The organism is Streptomyces palmae (genome assembly GCF_004684805.1).
Lineage (GTDB): Bacteria > Actinomycetota > Actinomycetes > Streptomycetales > Streptomycetaceae > Streptomyces > Streptomyces palmae.
The window spans coordinates 1-15,665 of the sequence record NZ_SRID01000145.1 but is presented as its reverse complement, the minus strand read 5'-3'; the positions used below and the strand labels follow the sequence as shown (position 1 = coordinate 15,665).

Below are 15,665 nucleotides of genomic sequence, written 5' to 3'. Positions count from 1 at the left end.
GCGGGGGAGGATGGCGGTGGACCCGCCGTGACGGCCCGGAGGGGCACTCGCGGCAGTGAACGACGAGGAGGCGAAGTGAGCGAGTCGACATCGGCCGCGACCGGAGGGGCTGCCGTCACGGGCGAGGACGAGGTCGTCGATCTGTGCCGTGACCTGATCCGGATCGACACCAGCAACTACGGCGACCACTCCGGCCCGGGGGAGCGCGCCGCGGCCGAGTACGTGGCCGAGAAGCTCGCCGAGGTGGGCTTGGAGCCGCAGATCTTCGAGTCGCACAAGGGCCGGGCCTCGACGGTGGCGCGGATCGAGGGCGAGGACCCGTCGCGGCCCGCGCTGCTGATCCACGGCCACACCGACGTCGTGCCGGCCAACGCGCACGACTGGACCCACCACCCGTTCTCGGGCGAGATCGCGGACGGCTGCGTGTGGGGCCGGGGCGCGGTCGACATGAAGGACATGGACGCGATGACCCTCGCGGTGGTGCGCGACCGGATGCGCAGCGGTCGCAAGCCGCCGCGCGACATCGTGCTGGCCTTCCTCGCCGACGAGGAGGCCGGAGGGGTGTACGGCGCGCGGCACCTGGTCAACGAGCACCGGGACCTCTTCGAGGGCGTGACCGAGGCGATCGGCGAGGTGGGCGGCTTCTCCTTCACCGTGAACGAGAAGCTCCGGCTGTACCTGGTGGAGACGGCCGAGAAGGGCATGCACTGGATGCGGCTCACCGTGGACGGCACCGCCGGCCACGGGTCGATGACCAACAAGGACAACGCGATCACCGAGCTGACCGAGGCCGTGGCCCGGCTCGGCCGGCACAAGTTCCCGGTGCGGGTGACCAAGACCGTGCGGTCCTTCCTGGACGAACTGTCCGACGCGCTGGGCATCCCGCTCGACCCGGAGAACATGGACGAGACGCTGGAGAAGCTGGGCGGCATCGCCAAGCTGATCGGCGCCACCCTGCAGAACACCGCCCAGCCGACCATGCTGGGCGCCGGGTACAAGGTCAATGTCATCCCCGGGCAGGCGACCGCGCACGTGGACGGACGGTTCCTGCCCGGTTACGAGGAGGAGTTCCTGGCCGACCTGGACCGGATCCTGGGGCCGCGGGTGCGGCGCGAGGACGTGCACGCCGACAAGGCGCTGGAGACCAGCTTCGACGGCGCGCTGGTGGACGCGATGCAGACGGCGCTCAAGGCCGAGGACCCGATCGCGCGCGCCGTGCCGTACTGCCTCTCGGGCGGTACGGACGCCAAGTCCTTCGACGACCTCGGGATCCGCTGCTTCGGGTTCGCGCCGCTCAAGCTCCCTCCGGAGCTGGACTTCGCGGGCATGTTCCACGGCGTGGACGAGCGGGTCCCGGTCGACGGACTCACCTTCGGGGTCCGGGTGTTGGACCGCTTCCTGGACAACTGCTGAGGCGTCGCCGTTCCGGCGCCCTTCGCTGGAACGGGTGAATGGATCCACGGCTTCGTAGCCTGCCCATCCCCTCCTCGTTACAGGGAGTGCGGTCCGCGGCATGGGACCGCATTGCCGAGAAGGAGGATCAATGATCAAGAAGGTCGCCGCCGCTGCGGCTGCCTCCGGTGGTCTGGTGCTCGCCGGCGCGGTTTCGGCCTGCGCCGATTCAGGCGCCAAGGGGGTTGCGGTGGTGTCGCCCGGGCGTCGTCTCCGGCAACGTGGTCCCGGTTCCGGCCCACGCGTCGGTGGACGTCCGCGGCGACACGATCGACATGATCGGGCTGCTTGACCCTGCCTTCGGCAACGTCTGCATCAACAACTGATGTTGATTCACCACCTCTAGGGGTGTGGTCCCGGCTGGTCCCGGAGTGTGCGCCAGGCACTCCGGGACCAGTGGGTTCGACGCGCGGGCACATTGCCCGGGCGTATTTCACAACGAGGCAAGGCAGGGGAACGGAACCCATGCGCAAGGTTGCGAGAAACAGTCTGATGACGGTCGCGGCGGCCGGCAGTGTGCTCGCCGCTACGGCCGGCTACGCGAACGCGGTCGGCTCCGGTGCCCACGGCACCGCATCGGACTCACCCGGGGTCGCGTCCGGGAACACCGTGCAGGTCCCGGTCGACATCCCGGTGGAGGTCTGCAACAACACCATCAATGTGGTCGGGCTGCTCAACCCGGCCCTGGGCGGGGCGTGCCACGTCGACTCGGGCAGCCACTCCAGCAGTGTGCGCACCCACGACACACACGGCAAGGAGACCCGGCGCGAAGAGGTCCGGCGGGAGGAGTCCCACCACACCGGCGCCCTGGCCGAGGGCAGCAGCAAGGGCTCGCCCGGCGTGCTCTCCGGGAACACCGTGCAGCTCCCGATCCACGTCCCGGTGGAGGTCTGCGGCAACAGCATCGACATCGTCGGGATCGGCAACACGGCCGCGGACAGCGACTGCGAGATCGGTGCCGAGGCACCCAAGCCGCGCCCGGCGAAGCCGCACCGGCCCGAGGAGAAGCCCAAGCCGCACACCCGCGCGCCGGAGCACCACGAGCAGATCTCGCACCGTGCGGTGCAGGACCCGCAGGTGGACCCCCGCGAGCAGCTGGCCCAGACCGGTGCCGACTCGCTGGACGTGCTGGCTCCGGCCGGCGCGGCCGCACTGCTGGCCGGTGCGGTGCTCTACCGTCGGGCCCGTGCCCGGCAGCACTGAGACACCACCACGGTGAAACCGAGCGGGCCCCGCGGCAGCGGGGCCCGCTCCCTGCTTACCAGGTGGCGCGCAGCTGGCGGATGATCCGGCGGCGCAGTCGCACTCTGCGGCTGCCGTCGGGGTTGAGTCGCAGTCGGTCCAACTCCCAGTGTCCGTACTCGGCGTGGTCGGTCAGCAGGCGTGTGGCGGCCTTGCGGGAGACCCCCCTCGGCACATACACATCGCAGAATTCATATTCCGGCATCGCATCTATTGTGCGGGAACTGCCCTGATACGGATAGCGTCTGCACTATGTCTGATGCTGCGCAGCCATCCGCTGCCGAGGTACGCGCCGCCGCTGAAGCGGTCAAGGCCGCGCTGGACCGCCACCTCGACGCTGTCGAACGCCGGTCGGGCGAGGACGATCCGGCCGTCTACGCCGCGTTCAACGAGCTGGCGGCGGCAGCCGAGGCCTACGACGAGCTGCTCTACGACGCCTACGACGAGGTCACGCCCTTCGAGATCCCCGGCGAGGACGGCATGCCGGCCTACGCGGGGCCCGAGGAACCCAGCGCGCTGAGCGTGCTGATCCGCAGGGACTACGCGGTCGCCGAGCCCCAGCGCCTGCTGAGCCAGGCTCAGCGGGTCGCCGACCTGGATCCGGACATCGGCACCGGGAATGCCGGCGGCGGGGCGGGCGGCAGTGTGCACGCCGCGCTCGGGGTGGTGTTCGGCGAGTACGAACCGGACGAGATCGCCTCCCGGCACAAGGAGTTCGGCCTGGAGGAGGGCGACTCCACCCTGTGGGTGACCGCGCTGGACGAACTCGCCGAACCGGGGGAGTGGCTGGCCGCGCCGTTCGACCAGGCGGACCCGCAGCGAGTGGTGTGCCGCTTCGACGTGAGCGAGGTCTTCGACCAGGATCTGGACGAAGCCGGCGGCGCGGATGACATCGACGACATCGACGACGACCTGGAGGTGCTGCGCCCCGAGAGCTGAGCTCCCGGGGCCGGCACACCGTGATCACCCGGCGGGCGGGTTCTGCGCCTCCAGCAGAGACCGCAGCCGGGTGGTCCGCTCCGCGGCACCGCGCTCCGCCACCGCACGCGGCAGCGCCTCGCCGGCGCCGTGTACCACCGACAGATGGCGCTCGCCGCGGCTGAACGCGGTGTAGACCCAGGCCCGGGTGAGGCCCGCGGTGGCGTCACCGGGCAGCACCACCACGACGGCCGGCCAGCGCAGCCCAGCCGCCTGGTGGGCGGTGAGCGCCCAGGCGTGCCGCACCGTCGAGGCCACCGACTCGCGGGGCACCAGCAGCGGGCTGCCCGCGCAGTCCAGCAGCAGGCCCTCGGCGTCCGCCGAGACCACCGTGCCGGGCACGGTCCGGCCCGGCGCCGGCACATGGACGACCCGGTCACCCGGGTCGAAGCCGCCGAACCGCCCCGGGCCGGGGTTCAGCCGCTCCTTGAGCGCCGCGTTGAGTGCCCGGGTGCCCGCGGCGCCGCCATGTCCCGGGGTGATGACCTGGGTGGACTCGGCGGGCACGCCGATCGCCCGTGGCACCGAGTCCGCCACCAGCTGGACCGTGCGGTGCACCGCCTCCCCGGCGTCCCGCACCGGGACGATCACCACCTCCCGGCCGGGCGCCTCGACCTGGTTCAGCTCACCGATCCCGATCCCGGACACCAGCTCGCCGATCGGACCCGGGTCCGGCGTCCGGGAGACGACCTGCGGGCAGCAGCGCGCGGCCAGCAGGTCGGCGAAGACCCGGCCCGGGCCGGCCGACCAGAGCACTCCCGGGTCGCCGCTGAGCACCAGCCGGGTGCCGTCCGGCAGCGACTCCACCAGCATCGCCGCGGTCTCCACGTCCAACTGCGGCGCGTCCAGCACCGCGAGCAGATCCAGCGCGAGCGCGCCTTCCGCGTCGCGGCCCGGCCCCTGCCGGCCGGAGAGCAGCCCGGCGACGGTGACCGCGGCGGCCTCCGCCGGCTCCGCACCGCCCGGCGGGCCCTCGGCGAGTGCGGCGGCCAGCCGCCGCCGGCCGTCCTCGGTGTGCGCCGCCGCGTAGGCGCGCAGGCCCAACGCCCGGGCCGCGGCCACCAGCGCCACCGGCTCGGCGCGGGCCGCCTCGCCGCCGGTATGGGCCACCAGCCCGTGGCCGGCGGCGGCCCGGATCAACTCCGCGGCGGACGGAGAGGGCGCCGCGTCCGCGGCGGTGCCCCAGTCCGCCGCGCTCGCGCCGACCGCGGCATCCTCCTCGGGCCCGGGCCCGGCCCCCTGGCCGAAGGTGCTGACCAACCGGGCCAGGCCATCGGCCAGGCTCTCCTCGGCCAGGGCGTACCGGTCCAGGCCGAGCAGCACCCGCACCGCGGGCTCGTCCTCCGCGTCCTCGGCCACCCGGTGGCCGGGCAGGGCGTCCAGGGCGTCCTGGAAGACGAGTACGCCACCCTCGGTGACGGCGGTACGCACCGCCGCGTCCGGATCCGGCACCGCGTGGGCGGCCAGCGCCTCCCGTACCGCGGACGCGGGCAGCGCGGTGTGGCCCTCCAGCGCGGCGCGCTCCAGCACCCGGCCGAGCAGGGCCTGCCCCCGCCGCTCGTCGCCGGGGCCGCACTCCGGCCCGAGCAGCGCGCGGGCGAAGGCGTCCGCCTGCTCCGGCCGTACGGCGGCCACCGCCAGCAGCCGCCAGGGATCGGCCCGCAGCGCCTCGGCGGCCTGCTCACCCAGCGCCTCGGCGACCGGTTCGGCCAGCTGCTCGGGGGCGCCCCCGGCGGCCAGTACCTGCCGCAGTCCGGCGGTGTCGGCGAGTGCGGCGGCCCGCCCGGGGCGCGCCGCACCGGGCGGCGGTCCCTGCGGATGTCCGGCGCCGGCCTCTCGCCGCGCTGGGTGCACGGGGGCCTCGGACGGCGCGGTTGAGCCGATGTGCGCCCCGGGGGCGCCGCCCGCGCCGGGGGTACGGCCGGTGCCGGACGGCGTGGAGCCGCCCCCCGGAGCACTCGGCCGGGCCGGCCGGGAAGACGGCTGCTCGGTGAAGAAGGACGCCGCGGACCGCTCGCCGCTCTCCACCGCCCGTACCGCCGCGGCCAGGGCCTCGGCAGCGGCCGACCGCTTGCGGGGGGCGGCGTCCTGCGCCGCTGCGGTGTCGTCCAGTGCGGCGGCGTCCTCCGCGCCCGCGGTGTCCTCCGCCGAGCCCTCGGTGTCGTCGGCGTCCGTGCCCTCCGCCACGCCCCGCGTGTCATCCGAACCCGAGGCGCTCGCCGGGCCTTGGGCACCCTCCCGTGCGGGGGGATCCTCCGGTGCCGGGGCGGCGCCCGGCGGGTCCGCGGGGGTCCCCGAACCGGTGCCGGCGTCCGGGCCGGTGGCCCCGGTGGTGGGCTCCTCCTCGGGCGGGGTGGCGGCCTCGCCGGCGAGGCGGTCGGTACTCACAGCGTGCTCCAGTCCTGGTCGGGATAGCGGTGCACGGGCGCCGACACGTCGTCGAGCGCCTGGCAGATCTCGTGGGGAAGCGTAAGCGCCTCCACTGACAGGGCCGCTCTGAGCTGCTGCGCGTTGCGGGCGCCGACGATCGGGGCGGCGACGCCCGGCCGGTCCCGTACCCAGGCGAGGGCCACCTGGAGCGCGGTGGTCGCCAGTCCGTCCGCGGCGGTGGTCACCGCCTCCACGATCCGGCTCGCCTCCGCGTCGAGATAAGGGGCGACGAACGGCGCCAGATGCTCGGAGGCGCCCCGCGAGTCGGCGGGGGTGGTGTGCCGGTACTTGCCGGTGAGCACCCCGCGGCCGAGCGGCGAGGAGGGCAGCAGGCCCACGCCGAGGTCGAGCGCGGCGGGCAGCACCTCGCGCTCGACGCCGCGCTGCAGCAGCGAGTACTCCATCTGGGTGCTGGCCAGCCGGGTCTGCGCGCCGGGCGAGGCCAGCTGCCAGGTGGCGGCCTTGGCCAGCTGCCAGCCGCAGAAGTTGGACACCCCCACATACCGGGCCCGTCCGCTGCTCACCGCGATGTCCAGGGCCTGCAGGGTCTCCTCGAGCGGGGTGCCGGGGTCGAAGGCGTGCACCTGCCACAGGTCGACGTAGTCGGTGCCCAACCGCTCCAGCGAGGCGTCCAGCGCGTCGAGCAGATGGCCGCGCGAGCCGTCGAAGCGGCGGTCGGGGTCGGGGACGCTGCCCGCCTTGGTGGCGATGACCAGGTCGCGGCGGGGCACCAGGTCCTCCAGCAGCTGGCCCAGGAGGTACTCGGCGCCGCCGTCCGCGTAGACGTCGGCGGTGTCGACCAGGGTGCCGCCCGCGTCCCAGAATGCCCTGAGTTGCTCGGCGGCATCGTGTTCGTCGGTGTCGCGGCCCCAGGTGAGGGTGCCGAGCCCGATCCGGGATACGCGAAGGCCCGTATGGCCGAGGTGCCTGAGCTCCATGGGGCCCGAGGTTACTGGGCGGCGCCGAACCCGTACGCGGAACCCGTACGCGGAACGGGAGGGCCAAGGGCCCGCTCCCGGACCGCCGCGGGGCCCTGACGCGGCGCCGGGTGGCGCGCTAGAGTCCGGGCAAAAGACGTTACTGATCGGTAGGGGAGAGTGTATGCGGCTCGGGATCAACCTCGGCTACTGGGGTGCCGGGATGGACGCGGACAACCTCGCGGTGGCCCAGGAGGCCGACCGGCTCGGCTACTCGGTCTGCTGGGCCGCCGAGGCGTACGGCTCCGACGCCGCCACGGTGCTCTCCTGGGTCGCCGCCCAGACCGAGCGCATCGACATCGGTTCCGCGATCTTCCAGATCCCGGCCCGTACGCCCGCGATGACCGCGATGACCGCCGCCACCTTGGACTCGCTGTCCGGCGGCCGGTTCCGGCTGGGCCTGGGCGTCTCCGGCCCGCAGGTCTCCGAGGGCTGGTACGGCGTCAAGTTCGACAAGCCGCTGGCCCGCACCCGGGAGTACGTGGAGATCGTCCGCAAGGCGATGTCCCGCGAACGCCTGAGCCACCAGGGGGAGCACTGGACGCTGCCGCTGCCCGACGGACCGGGCAAGGCCCTCAAGCTGACCGTGCACCCCGAGCGCGAGCACATTCCGCTCTACATCGCCGCCATCGGCCCCAAGAACCTGGAGCAGACCGGCGAGATCGCCGAGGGGGCGCTGCTGATCTTCCCCGCGGCCGAGCACCTGGAGGACACCGCCCTGCGCCATCTGCGGGCGGGCCGGGAGAAGGCCGGGAAGACCATGGAGGGCTTCGACGTGTGCCCCACGGTGCCGCTGGCCCTCGGCGCCGACCGGGACGTCAGCGCGCTGGCGGACATCTTCCGGCCGTACACCGCGCTCTACGTGGGCGGCATGGGCAGCCGCAAGCAGAACTTCTACAACCAGCTGGCCCGGCGGATGGGCTATGAGCAGGAGGCCGCCGAGATCCAGGACAAGTACCTGTCCGGCGACAAGGCGGGCGCCGCGGCGGCCGTCCCGGAGCGGCTGATCGACTCCACCACCCTGCTGGGTTCGGTGGACCGGATCGCCGAGGGCATGCGCCGCTACGCGGAGGCCGGAGTGACCACGCTGACCCTGGTCCCGGCCGGCTTCGCCCTCGAGGAGCGGATCGCCGCGCTGCGCGCCGGCATGGAGGCGCTGGAGCGGGCCGACCTGGCCTGAGCGGGCACCCGGCCGACCGCTTCCGGGGCACTGTCCCGGAAGCGGCCGGCCGCGCGGTACGGGCCAGGGGCGCCCAAGGACCCTGCGGCCGTGGCGGGGGCTCGGGGGGTCTTCCCCGCCGCGGCCGCGTCACCCAGCACAACGGCTGGTGCCCCGACCGGTTACGCGCTCCTGGCGGGCCGGGCGGCCGGCGGGTCCTTCGTTCGGCCGACTGGGCCCGGTCAGCTGTTGCTCTGCCTGTCATGCGGCATTTGACTTTTCCTGCGCGGCCGTCGCGCACGGAGGTGGCAGATGCTCTCGGCGAAAAGCCTGTTCCAGGAGATCTTCGACAACGACGAGTCCTTCCGGCTGTTCTGCTCCATCGCGGCCAGCGGGGAGACCCAGGGCGGCTGGGAGAACGGCCGTATCGCGGCGCTGGTGCCGGACAGCCAGCGGTTCCTCGCCCCCCGGATCGCGCGGCACGGCGCGGACGAGGACAAGCACGGCCGCATCTTCAACGCGCTGCTGCGCAAGCGCGGCCTCACACCGGTGGAGGTGCCGCGGGAGACCGACTACACCATGCTGCTGGAGGCCGGCGGGATCGGGCTCGCGCACGAGAAGCTGCGCCGCGACACGCCCCTGACCGAGCGGGACATCGTCGTCTACCTGGCGCACAGCAGGGTCACCGAGGAACGCGCCTCCGGCCAGATGCGGATGCTGGTGAAGTACTTCGGCGACCATCCGGACGTCGGCCGCGCGGTCAGGATGATCTCCCACGACGAGGACAACCACCTCGCCTACTGCCATGAGGAACTGCTGCGGCTGGCCGCCGCCGGGCACGGCCGGCTCATCCTGGACACCCTCCGCGCCTCCGCGCTCGCCGAGATCGCCGTCTACCGCGATGTGAGCCTGGCGGTGATGGGGCACATGGGCCGCATCCTGGGCTGGCCGCGGGCCAAGGCGGCGGCGCTGGCCGCCGGGATCCACGCGATGTACGGGGCGGAGCGGCTGGGCGGATGGCGGCGCATGGTGTCGCTGCGGATGCCCGAGCGCAGGGACGCGCTGGGGGGAGCGGTGAAACCGGAGCCGGAGTTCGCGTAGGGCGGCGCCCCGGCCCTACAGCCAGCCCCGCCGGCGGAAGAAGCGGTACAGCAGCAGCACCACCGCGACCATCACGCCGAGGGCGGCGGGGTAGCCCCACCACCGCGTGAGTTCGGGCATGTGCTGGAAGTTCATGCCGTAGACCCCGGCGATCATCGTGGGTACCGCGACCATCGCAGCCCAGGCGGAGATCTTGCGCAGGTCGTCGTTCTGCCGCACGCCGGTCTGCGCCAGATGCGCCGAGAGCACATCGGACATCAGCCGGTCCAGCACCTCCACGTGCTCGTTGGCGCGGGTCAGGTGGTCGGCGACATCGCGGAAGAACGGCTGCGAGCCGGCGTGGACGAACGGCACCCCGGCGCCGGCCAGCCGGGCCATCGGCTCGGCCAGCGGGACGGTGGCCCGGCGGAACTCCAGCACCTGGCGCTTGAAGGTGTAGATCCGGGCCGCGGTGCTCCCCGGCCGGTTGCGGTCGACGGAGAAGACCTCGGCCTCCAGCTCGTCGAGGTCCGCATGGAGTTCCTCGGCCACCTCCAGGTAGTGGTCGACCACCGCGTCCGCCACCGCGTACATCACCGCCGTCGGCCCCTGCTGGAGCACCTCGGGGCGGTGCTCCAGCCCGGCGCGTACGGCGCTGAGCGGGTTGGCCTCGCCGTGCCGCACGGTGACCACGAAGCAGTCACCGACGAAGACCATCAGCTCCCCGGTGGTGACGGTGCTGCCGGCCTCCTCGTAGCTCACCGGTTTGAGCACCAGGAACAGCGAGTCCTCGTAGACCTCCAGCTTGGGGCGCTGGTGGGCGGTGAGCGCGTCCTCCACCGCCAGCCGGTGCAGGCCGAACGCGCTGGTCACCAGCGAGAACTCCTGCTCGGTCGGCTCGTAGAGGCCGATCCACAAGAAGGCGTCGCCCGCCGCCCGCGCCCGGCCGAGCGCCCCGGCGAGGTCGGCGGGCACCTCGGTGCGGTTCCCGTTCCGGTAGACGGCGCAATCCACGATCACGCGCGCATTCTGCAACGAACCGGACGAGGGCGCATCCGGAGGAGGGCGAGCCGCCGGCCTGGGTCGTAGGGTGGCGTCATGCCCACGCTGATCCTCGTCAGACATGGCCGGTCCACCGCCAACACCGCCGGAGTGCTGGCGGGCTGGACCCCCGGGGTCGCCCTCGACGAGCGGGGCGCGGCCCAGGCCGCCGCCCTGCCGGCGCGACTCGCCCAGCTGCCGTTGGCCGCCGCGGTGACCAGCCCCCTGCAGCGCTGCCAGGAGACGCTCGCCCCGCTGCTGGAGGCCCGGCCCGGGCTGCCGCTGCACGCCGAGGAGCGGATCGGGGAGTGCCACTACGGCCAGTGGTCGGGGCGCAAGCTCAAGGAGCTCTCCGACGAGCCGCTGATGGAGGTGGTGCAGCGGCATCCGTCGGCCGCCGCCTTCCCCGGTGGGGAGTCGATCCGGGCCATGCAGGCGCGCGCGGTGGACGCGGTGCACGACTGGAACGCCCGGATGGAGTCAGCGCACGGCGCCGACGCGGTCTATCTGATGTGTTCGCACGGCGACATCATCAAATCGCTGGTCGCGGACGCCCTGGGGCTGCACCTGGACCTGTTCCAGCGGGTGTCGGTGGAGCCCTGCTCGGTCACCGCGATCCGCTACACCCCGCTGCGGCCGTTCCTGGTGCGGCTCGGCGACACCGGCGACTTCGGGAGCCTGGTGCCGCGCGAGGAGCTGTCCGGCGGCCAGGCCGCCGAGGCGGCGGTGGGCGGTGGCGCGGGAGCGCCATGATCTCCATGCGCAGTAGGGTGGGTGCCGCGGCGCCGTCCCCGCCACGGCGCGTTCGAGACCGGCGGTCCCGGCACCGGGACTGACCCACCCCAGTTCATCTGCGTTTGCCTGGCTTCACCTAGATTCACCCGAAACCACCCCAGACCACAGGGAGCAGGACGTTGACCCGTCAGGTGTTCCTCTACGACCCGCCGGACCGGTTCGTCGCCGGTACGGTCGGACTGCCTGGCCGCCGCGCGTTTTTCCTCCAGGCGTCGGCGCAGGGCCGGGTCACCAGCGTCGCTCTGGAGAAGGCGCAGGTCGCGGCGCTGGCCGAGCGGATCGATGAGCTGCTGGACGAGGTCGTGCGGCGCACCGGCGGCAGTGCGGCGGTGCCCGCGATGGCCCCCGCCGAGCTCACCGACACCGCGCCCCTGGACACCCCGGTGGAGGAGGAGTTCCGGGTCGGCACCATGGCGCTGGCCTGGGACGGCAGCGAAGAGCGCATGATCGTCGAGGCGCAGGCGCTGGTGGAACTGGAGGCGGAGTCCGAGGAGGACCTCGCCGAGGCCGAGGAGCGGCTGCTCCAGGACGAGGTGAACGGTCCGCCCATGCTGCGGGTGCGGCTCACCGGTACCCAGGCCCGCGCGTTCGCCAAGCGCGCGCTGGAGGTGGTCAACGCCGGCCGTCCGCCGTGCCCCCTGTGCAGCCTGCCGCTCGACCCGGAGGGACACGTATGTCCGCGCCAGAACGGATACCGCCGCGGAGCGTGACGCCACCGGACCCCACCGAGCTGCTGGCCCGGGGTGAGCTCACCGTGCGCGGCCGGGTCCGGGAGGCGTCCAATGCGGTGCTGTACTGCACGATCGAGTACGACGGGCACAGCGCGGCCTGCGTCTACAAGCCGGTCGCCGGGGAGCGCCCGCTGTGGGACTTCCCGGACGGCACCCTGGCCCAGCGGGAGGTCGCCGCGTACGAGGTCTCCCGCGCCACCGGCTGGGACCTGATCCCGCCGACGGTGCTGCGCGAGGGGCCGTACGGGCAGGGCATGTGCCAGGTGTGGGTGGAGCCCTCGGACGAGGACGGGGCGCCCCGGCTGCTGGCGCTGGTCGACGGCGAGGAGCCCGGGCCCGGCTGGAAGGCGGTGGGCTTCGCCGAGGTGGGGGAGGGCCGTACCGCGCTGCTGGTGCACGCCGACGACGACCGGCTGCGGCGGCTGGCCGTGCTGGACGCGGTGATCAACAACGGCGACCGCAAGGGCGGGCACCTGCTGCCCACCGCGGACGGCCGGGTCTACGCCATCGACCACGGGGTCACCTTCAACGCCGAGGACAAGCTGCGCACCCTGCTGTGGGGATGGGCCGGGGAGCCGCTGCCCGAGGAGGCGCTCGGTGTGCTGCGCGGCCTGGCGGCGGCCCTGGTGGACGGGGAGCCGCTCGCCGCCCGGCTGGCCCGCCTGATCACCCCGGCCGAGCTGGAGGCGCTGCGCGCCCGGATAGCCGCTCTGCTGGAGACCGGCCGGCACCCCGAGCCCAGCGGGCAGTGGCCGCCGATCCCCTGGCCCCCGGTCTGACCGGTCTGACCGGTTCCCGGGGGAGGCCTGAGCCGGCCCGCGATCATTGAATGCTCCGTGTCGGTCAAATCCTGTCTTGTCCGGCCGGAAAGCGTTGGCTGGAAAACATTGGCGAGCTGGCCCGAGGAGTCCGAAGATGGCCGGTATGGCAGATCGCGAGACAACTGACAAGAGTGCCTATTGAGCCAACAGCACTGGTCCGGTTCGTATCCGGAACCGGCGTCCGGTTACGCTCATGGCATGTATGCCTGGCCCGCTTCCGAGGTTCCCGCCCTGCCTGGCAGAGGCCGCGACCTGAGGATCCACGACACCGCGACCGGCGGTCCCATCACCCTGGACCCCGGTCCCGTCGCCCGCATCTACGTCTGCGGCATCACTCCGTACGACGCCACCCACCTGGGGCATGCGGCGACCTACAACGCGTTCGACCTGGTCCAGCGCGTGTGGCTGGACACCAAGCGGCAGGTTCACTACGTCCAGAACGTCACCGACATCGACGATCCGCTGCTGGAGCGGGCCACGGCGAACGGCGACGACTGGACCGAGCTCGCGCAGCGCGAGACGGCCCTGTTCCGCGAGGACATGACCGCCCTGCGGATGCTGCCGCCCGCCCACTACATCGGCGCCGTCGAGTCGATACCGATGATCGTCCCGCTGGTGGAGCGGCTGCGTGAGATCGGCGCCGCCTACGAGCTCGAAGGCGACATCTACTTCTCGATCGAGTCCGACCCGCACTTCGGCGGCGTCTCCCGGCTGGACGCCGAGGCCATGCGGCTGCTGTCCGCCGAGCGCGGCGGCGACCCGGAGCGCCCCGGCAAGAAGAACCCGCTCGACCCGCTGCTGTGGCTGGCCGCCCGGCCCGGCGAGCCCAGCTGGGACGGGGCGAGCCTGGGCCCCGGCCGCCCGGGCTGGCACATCGAGTGCGTGGCCATCGCCCTGGAGTACCTGGGCATGGGCTTCGACGTCCAGGGCGGCGGCTCCGACCTGATCTTCCCGCACCACGAGATGGGCGTCTCGCACGCCCAGGTGCTGACCGGGGAGCGGCCGTTCGCCAAGGCGTATGTGCACGCCGGGCTGGTCGCCCTGCACGGCGAGAAGATGTCCAAGTCCAAGGGCAACCTGGTCTTCGTCTCCGCCCTGCGCCGCGACGGGGTGGACCCGGCGGCGATCCGGCTCGCGCTCCTCGCCCACCACTACCGGTCCGACTGGGAGTGGACCGACGAGGTGCTGGCGCGGGCGGTGGCACGGCTGGACCGCTGGCGCGCGGCGGTCTCCCGGCCGGACGGCCCGCCGGCCGAGGCGCTGCTGGAGGAGATCCGGGAGGCACTCGCCGACGACCTCGACACCCCGGCCGCGCTGGCCGCGGTCGACCGCTGGGCGGCCGCCCAGGAGGCCGTCGGAGGCACCGACACCGGAGCGCCCGGGCTGGTCTCCCGCGCCGTGGACGCACTGCTGGGCGTAGCCCTCTGAGCACCCCGGCCCACCGCCCGGACTGACGGCCGGCGGAGCCCGCAGTGACCGAGGGGCGCTCCCTCCCACCGGGAAGGAGCGCCCCTCGCGCTGTCAACGCACCGGCCGACCGGGTCCGTTCGGGAACTCGGCGCCGACGGCCCGCCGCGGCGACCACCCCGCGGCCGTCGCCCGCCCTCGGGTCCGGCGCCCGACCGGTCGGCGGCGGCACGCCGCACGGTCCGTCAGGGCCCGGCCGGCACCGGGGCCGGACCCCGGGTCACTCCCGGGTGTCCTCGCCCTCGGTGTCCCCAGCGTCCCCCGGGTCCGAGCCGCCGTCGCGGTCGTCCCCGCCGGCGCTCTCCGCGCCGCCGGGCGCCGCGGTCTCGGCCTCGTCCTTCGCCGCGGACCTGCGCGGACGGGTACGGCCGCTGGAGGAGTCCCGCAGATACGAGCCGGTCTCCCGGCCATCGGCCACCTGACCGGACTCCGAGGCGTGCCCGCCGGGCCCGGGCTGACCGTCGCGCCGCCGCAGATAGCGCTCGAACTCGCGGGCGATGGCCTCACCCGAGGCCTCCGGCAGCTCGGCGGTGTCCCGCGCCTCCTCCAGCGACTGGACGTACTCGGCGACCTCGCTGTCCTCCGCCGCCAACTGGTCCACGCCCAACTGCCAGGCGCGCGCGTCCTCGGTCAGCTCGCCGAGCGGGATGCGCACCCCGATCAGATCCTCGAGCCGGTTGAGCAGCGCGAGGGTGGCCTTCGGGTTCGGCGGCTGCGACACGTAGTGCGGCACCGCCGCCCACAGGCTCACCGCGGGCACTCCGGCGTGGGTGCACGCCTCCTGGAGGACCCCCACGATGCCGGTCGGCCCCTCGTAGCGGGTCTCCTCCAGATCCATCGAGCGGGCCAGGTCCGGGTCGGAGGTGACCCCGCTGACCGGCACCGGCCGGGTGTGCGGGGTGTCGCCGAGCAGCGCCCCCAGCACCACGACCATCTCCACGCCCAACTCGTGGGCGAAGCCCAGGATCTCGTTGCAGAACGAACGCCAGCGCATGCTCGGCTCGATACCGCGCACCAGCACCAGGTCGCGCGGCTTGTCGGCGGTGCCGGCCCGGACCACGGAGAGCCGGGTCGTCGGCCAGGTGATCTTGCGGACACCGCCGTCCAGCCAGATCGTGGGCCGGTTGACCTGGAAGTCGTAGTAGTCCTCGGCGTCGAGGGTGGCGAAGACCTCGCCCTTCCACTCCCGGTCCAGGTGCCCGACCGCGGTGGAGGCCGCGTCCCCGGCGTCGTTCCAGCCCTCGAAGGCACAGATCATGACCGGGTCGATCAGCTCGGGAACTCCCTCAAGCTCGATCACCCAGCGCCTCCTTCCGACCGGGGCGTACCGTCCGTACCGCCACCGGCTGCAGTTCCGTTGCGTGCACCCAAGCCTACGGCTTCCCCTACCCAGGACCGCAGCCTCATGCCCGAAGATCCAGATTCTGCTCGCGCCCGCTCAGGCGCCCCGGTACGTGCCCCGGCCCGGCCGGTACGGGGACGGTCGGAAGCC

At 73.4% G+C, this 15,665-nt stretch carries 14 protein-coding genes and 1 pseudogene; 10 read left to right on the top strand and 5 right to left on the bottom strand.

The features are described from left to right. The first annotated feature begins 75 nt into the window (after positions 1 to 75). From E4099_RS16750 to E4099_RS16740, 3 genes and pseudogenes are all read left to right on the top strand, one after another. Complete coding sequence (locus E4099_RS16750; protein ID WP_135339872.1) at positions 76 to 1,413, top strand: M20/M25/M40 family metallo-hydrolase; 1,338 nt, start codon at positions 76 to 78, stop codon at positions 1,411 to 1,413. A gap of 130 nt (positions 1,414 to 1,543) precedes the next feature. Next, positions 1,544 to 1,778, top strand: a pseudogene (locus E4099_RS16745) (chaplin). Between the two features lie 139 nt (positions 1,779 to 1,917). Next, a complete protein-coding gene (locus tag E4099_RS16740) occupies positions 1,918 to 2,655 on the top strand; it encodes a chaplin (RefSeq protein WP_135339871.1) in 738 nt (245 codons plus the stop codon). Between the two features lie 55 nt (positions 2,656 to 2,710). Here the strand turns inward: E4099_RS16740 and E4099_RS16735 are convergent, their stop codons facing one another. Further along, a complete protein-coding gene (locus tag E4099_RS16735; RefSeq protein WP_018537156.1) occupies positions 2,711 to 2,899 on the bottom strand; it encodes a DUF5703 family protein in 189 nt (62 codons plus the stop codon). A gap of 47 nt (positions 2,900 to 2,946) precedes the next feature. Here E4099_RS16735 and E4099_RS16730 point away from each other — a divergent pair, with 47 nt between their 5' ends. Next, on the top strand, positions 2,947 to 3,633 hold the full coding sequence (locus E4099_RS16730; RefSeq protein ID WP_135339870.1) for a hypothetical protein: 687 nt from the start codon (positions 2,947 to 2,949) through the stop codon (positions 3,631 to 3,633). 24 nt (positions 3,634 to 3,657) lie between these two features. Here the strand turns inward: E4099_RS16730 and E4099_RS16725 are convergent, their stop codons facing one another. Further along, positions 3,658 to 6,060 (bottom strand): helix-hairpin-helix domain-containing protein, encoded by a 2,403-nt coding sequence (locus tag E4099_RS16725; protein WP_135339869.1) that lies wholly within the window; start codon positions 6,058 to 6,060, stop codon positions 3,658 to 3,660. Then, positions 6,057 to 7,040, bottom strand: a complete 984-nt coding sequence (locus E4099_RS16720) for an aldo/keto reductase (RefSeq protein ID WP_135339868.1) — start codon at positions 7,038 to 7,040, stop codon at positions 6,057 to 6,059. The genes E4099_RS16725 and E4099_RS16720 overlap by 4 nt, the downstream gene beginning before the upstream one ends. Before the next feature lie 163 nt (positions 7,041 to 7,203). Between E4099_RS16720 and E4099_RS16715 the strand changes: the two genes are divergently transcribed. Together E4099_RS16715 and E4099_RS16710 are read left to right on the top strand one after the other, a co-directional pair. Next, complete coding sequence (locus tag E4099_RS16715; protein WP_135339867.1) at positions 7,204 to 8,259, top strand: LLM class F420-dependent oxidoreductase; 1,056 nt, start codon at positions 7,204 to 7,206, stop codon at positions 8,257 to 8,259. A 291-nt stretch (positions 8,260 to 8,550) separates the two neighbouring features. Further along, positions 8,551 to 9,339, top strand: coding sequence for a ferritin-like domain-containing protein (locus E4099_RS16710; protein ID WP_135339866.1), 789 nt, complete (start codon positions 8,551 to 8,553; stop codon positions 9,337 to 9,339). 15 nt (positions 9,340 to 9,354) lie between these two features. Here the strand turns inward: E4099_RS16710 and corA are convergent, their stop codons facing one another. Next, positions 9,355 to 10,338 carry a magnesium/cobalt transporter CorA gene (corA, locus tag E4099_RS16705; protein ID WP_245244916.1) on the bottom strand — a complete coding sequence of 328 codons (984 nt, stop codon included), beginning with the start codon at positions 10,336 to 10,338 and terminating at the stop codon, positions 9,355 to 9,357. 78 nt (positions 10,339 to 10,416) lie between these two features. On the opposite strand from corA, the gene E4099_RS16700 reads away from it, so the two are divergent. The 4 genes from E4099_RS16700 to mshC all read left to right on the top strand — a co-directional run bounded on the left by E4099_RS16700 (position 10,417) and on the right by mshC (position 14,134). Next, on the top strand, positions 10,417 to 11,112 hold the full coding sequence (locus E4099_RS16700) for a histidine phosphatase family protein (RefSeq protein WP_135339864.1): 696 nt from the start codon (positions 10,417 to 10,419) through the stop codon (positions 11,110 to 11,112). Between the two features lie 161 nt (positions 11,113 to 11,273). Then, a complete protein-coding gene (locus E4099_RS16695) occupies positions 11,274 to 11,864 on the top strand; it encodes a DUF3090 domain-containing protein (RefSeq protein WP_135339863.1) in 591 nt (196 codons plus the stop codon). Further along, positions 11,828 to 12,664, top strand: coding sequence for an SCO1664 family protein (locus tag E4099_RS16690; RefSeq protein ID WP_135339862.1), 837 nt, complete (start codon positions 11,828 to 11,830; stop codon positions 12,662 to 12,664). Before E4099_RS16695 ends, E4099_RS16690 begins: the two co-directional genes overlap by 37 nt. 240 nt (positions 12,665 to 12,904) lie before the next feature. Continuing rightward, a complete protein-coding gene (gene mshC, locus E4099_RS16685) occupies positions 12,905 to 14,134 on the top strand; it encodes a cysteine--1-D-myo-inosityl 2-amino-2-deoxy-alpha-D-glucopyranoside ligase (protein WP_135339861.1) in 1,230 nt (409 codons plus the stop codon). 259 nt (positions 14,135 to 14,393) lie between these two features. On the opposite strand, the gene E4099_RS16680 is transcribed toward mshC, so the two are convergent. Then, the gene (locus E4099_RS16680) at positions 14,394 to 15,473 is read right to left on the bottom strand and encodes a PAC2 family protein (RefSeq protein ID WP_135339860.1); all 1,080 of its coding nucleotides are present in this window, start codon (positions 15,471 to 15,473) and stop codon (positions 14,394 to 14,396) included. Between the last annotated feature and the right edge of the window lie 192 nt (positions 15,474 to 15,665).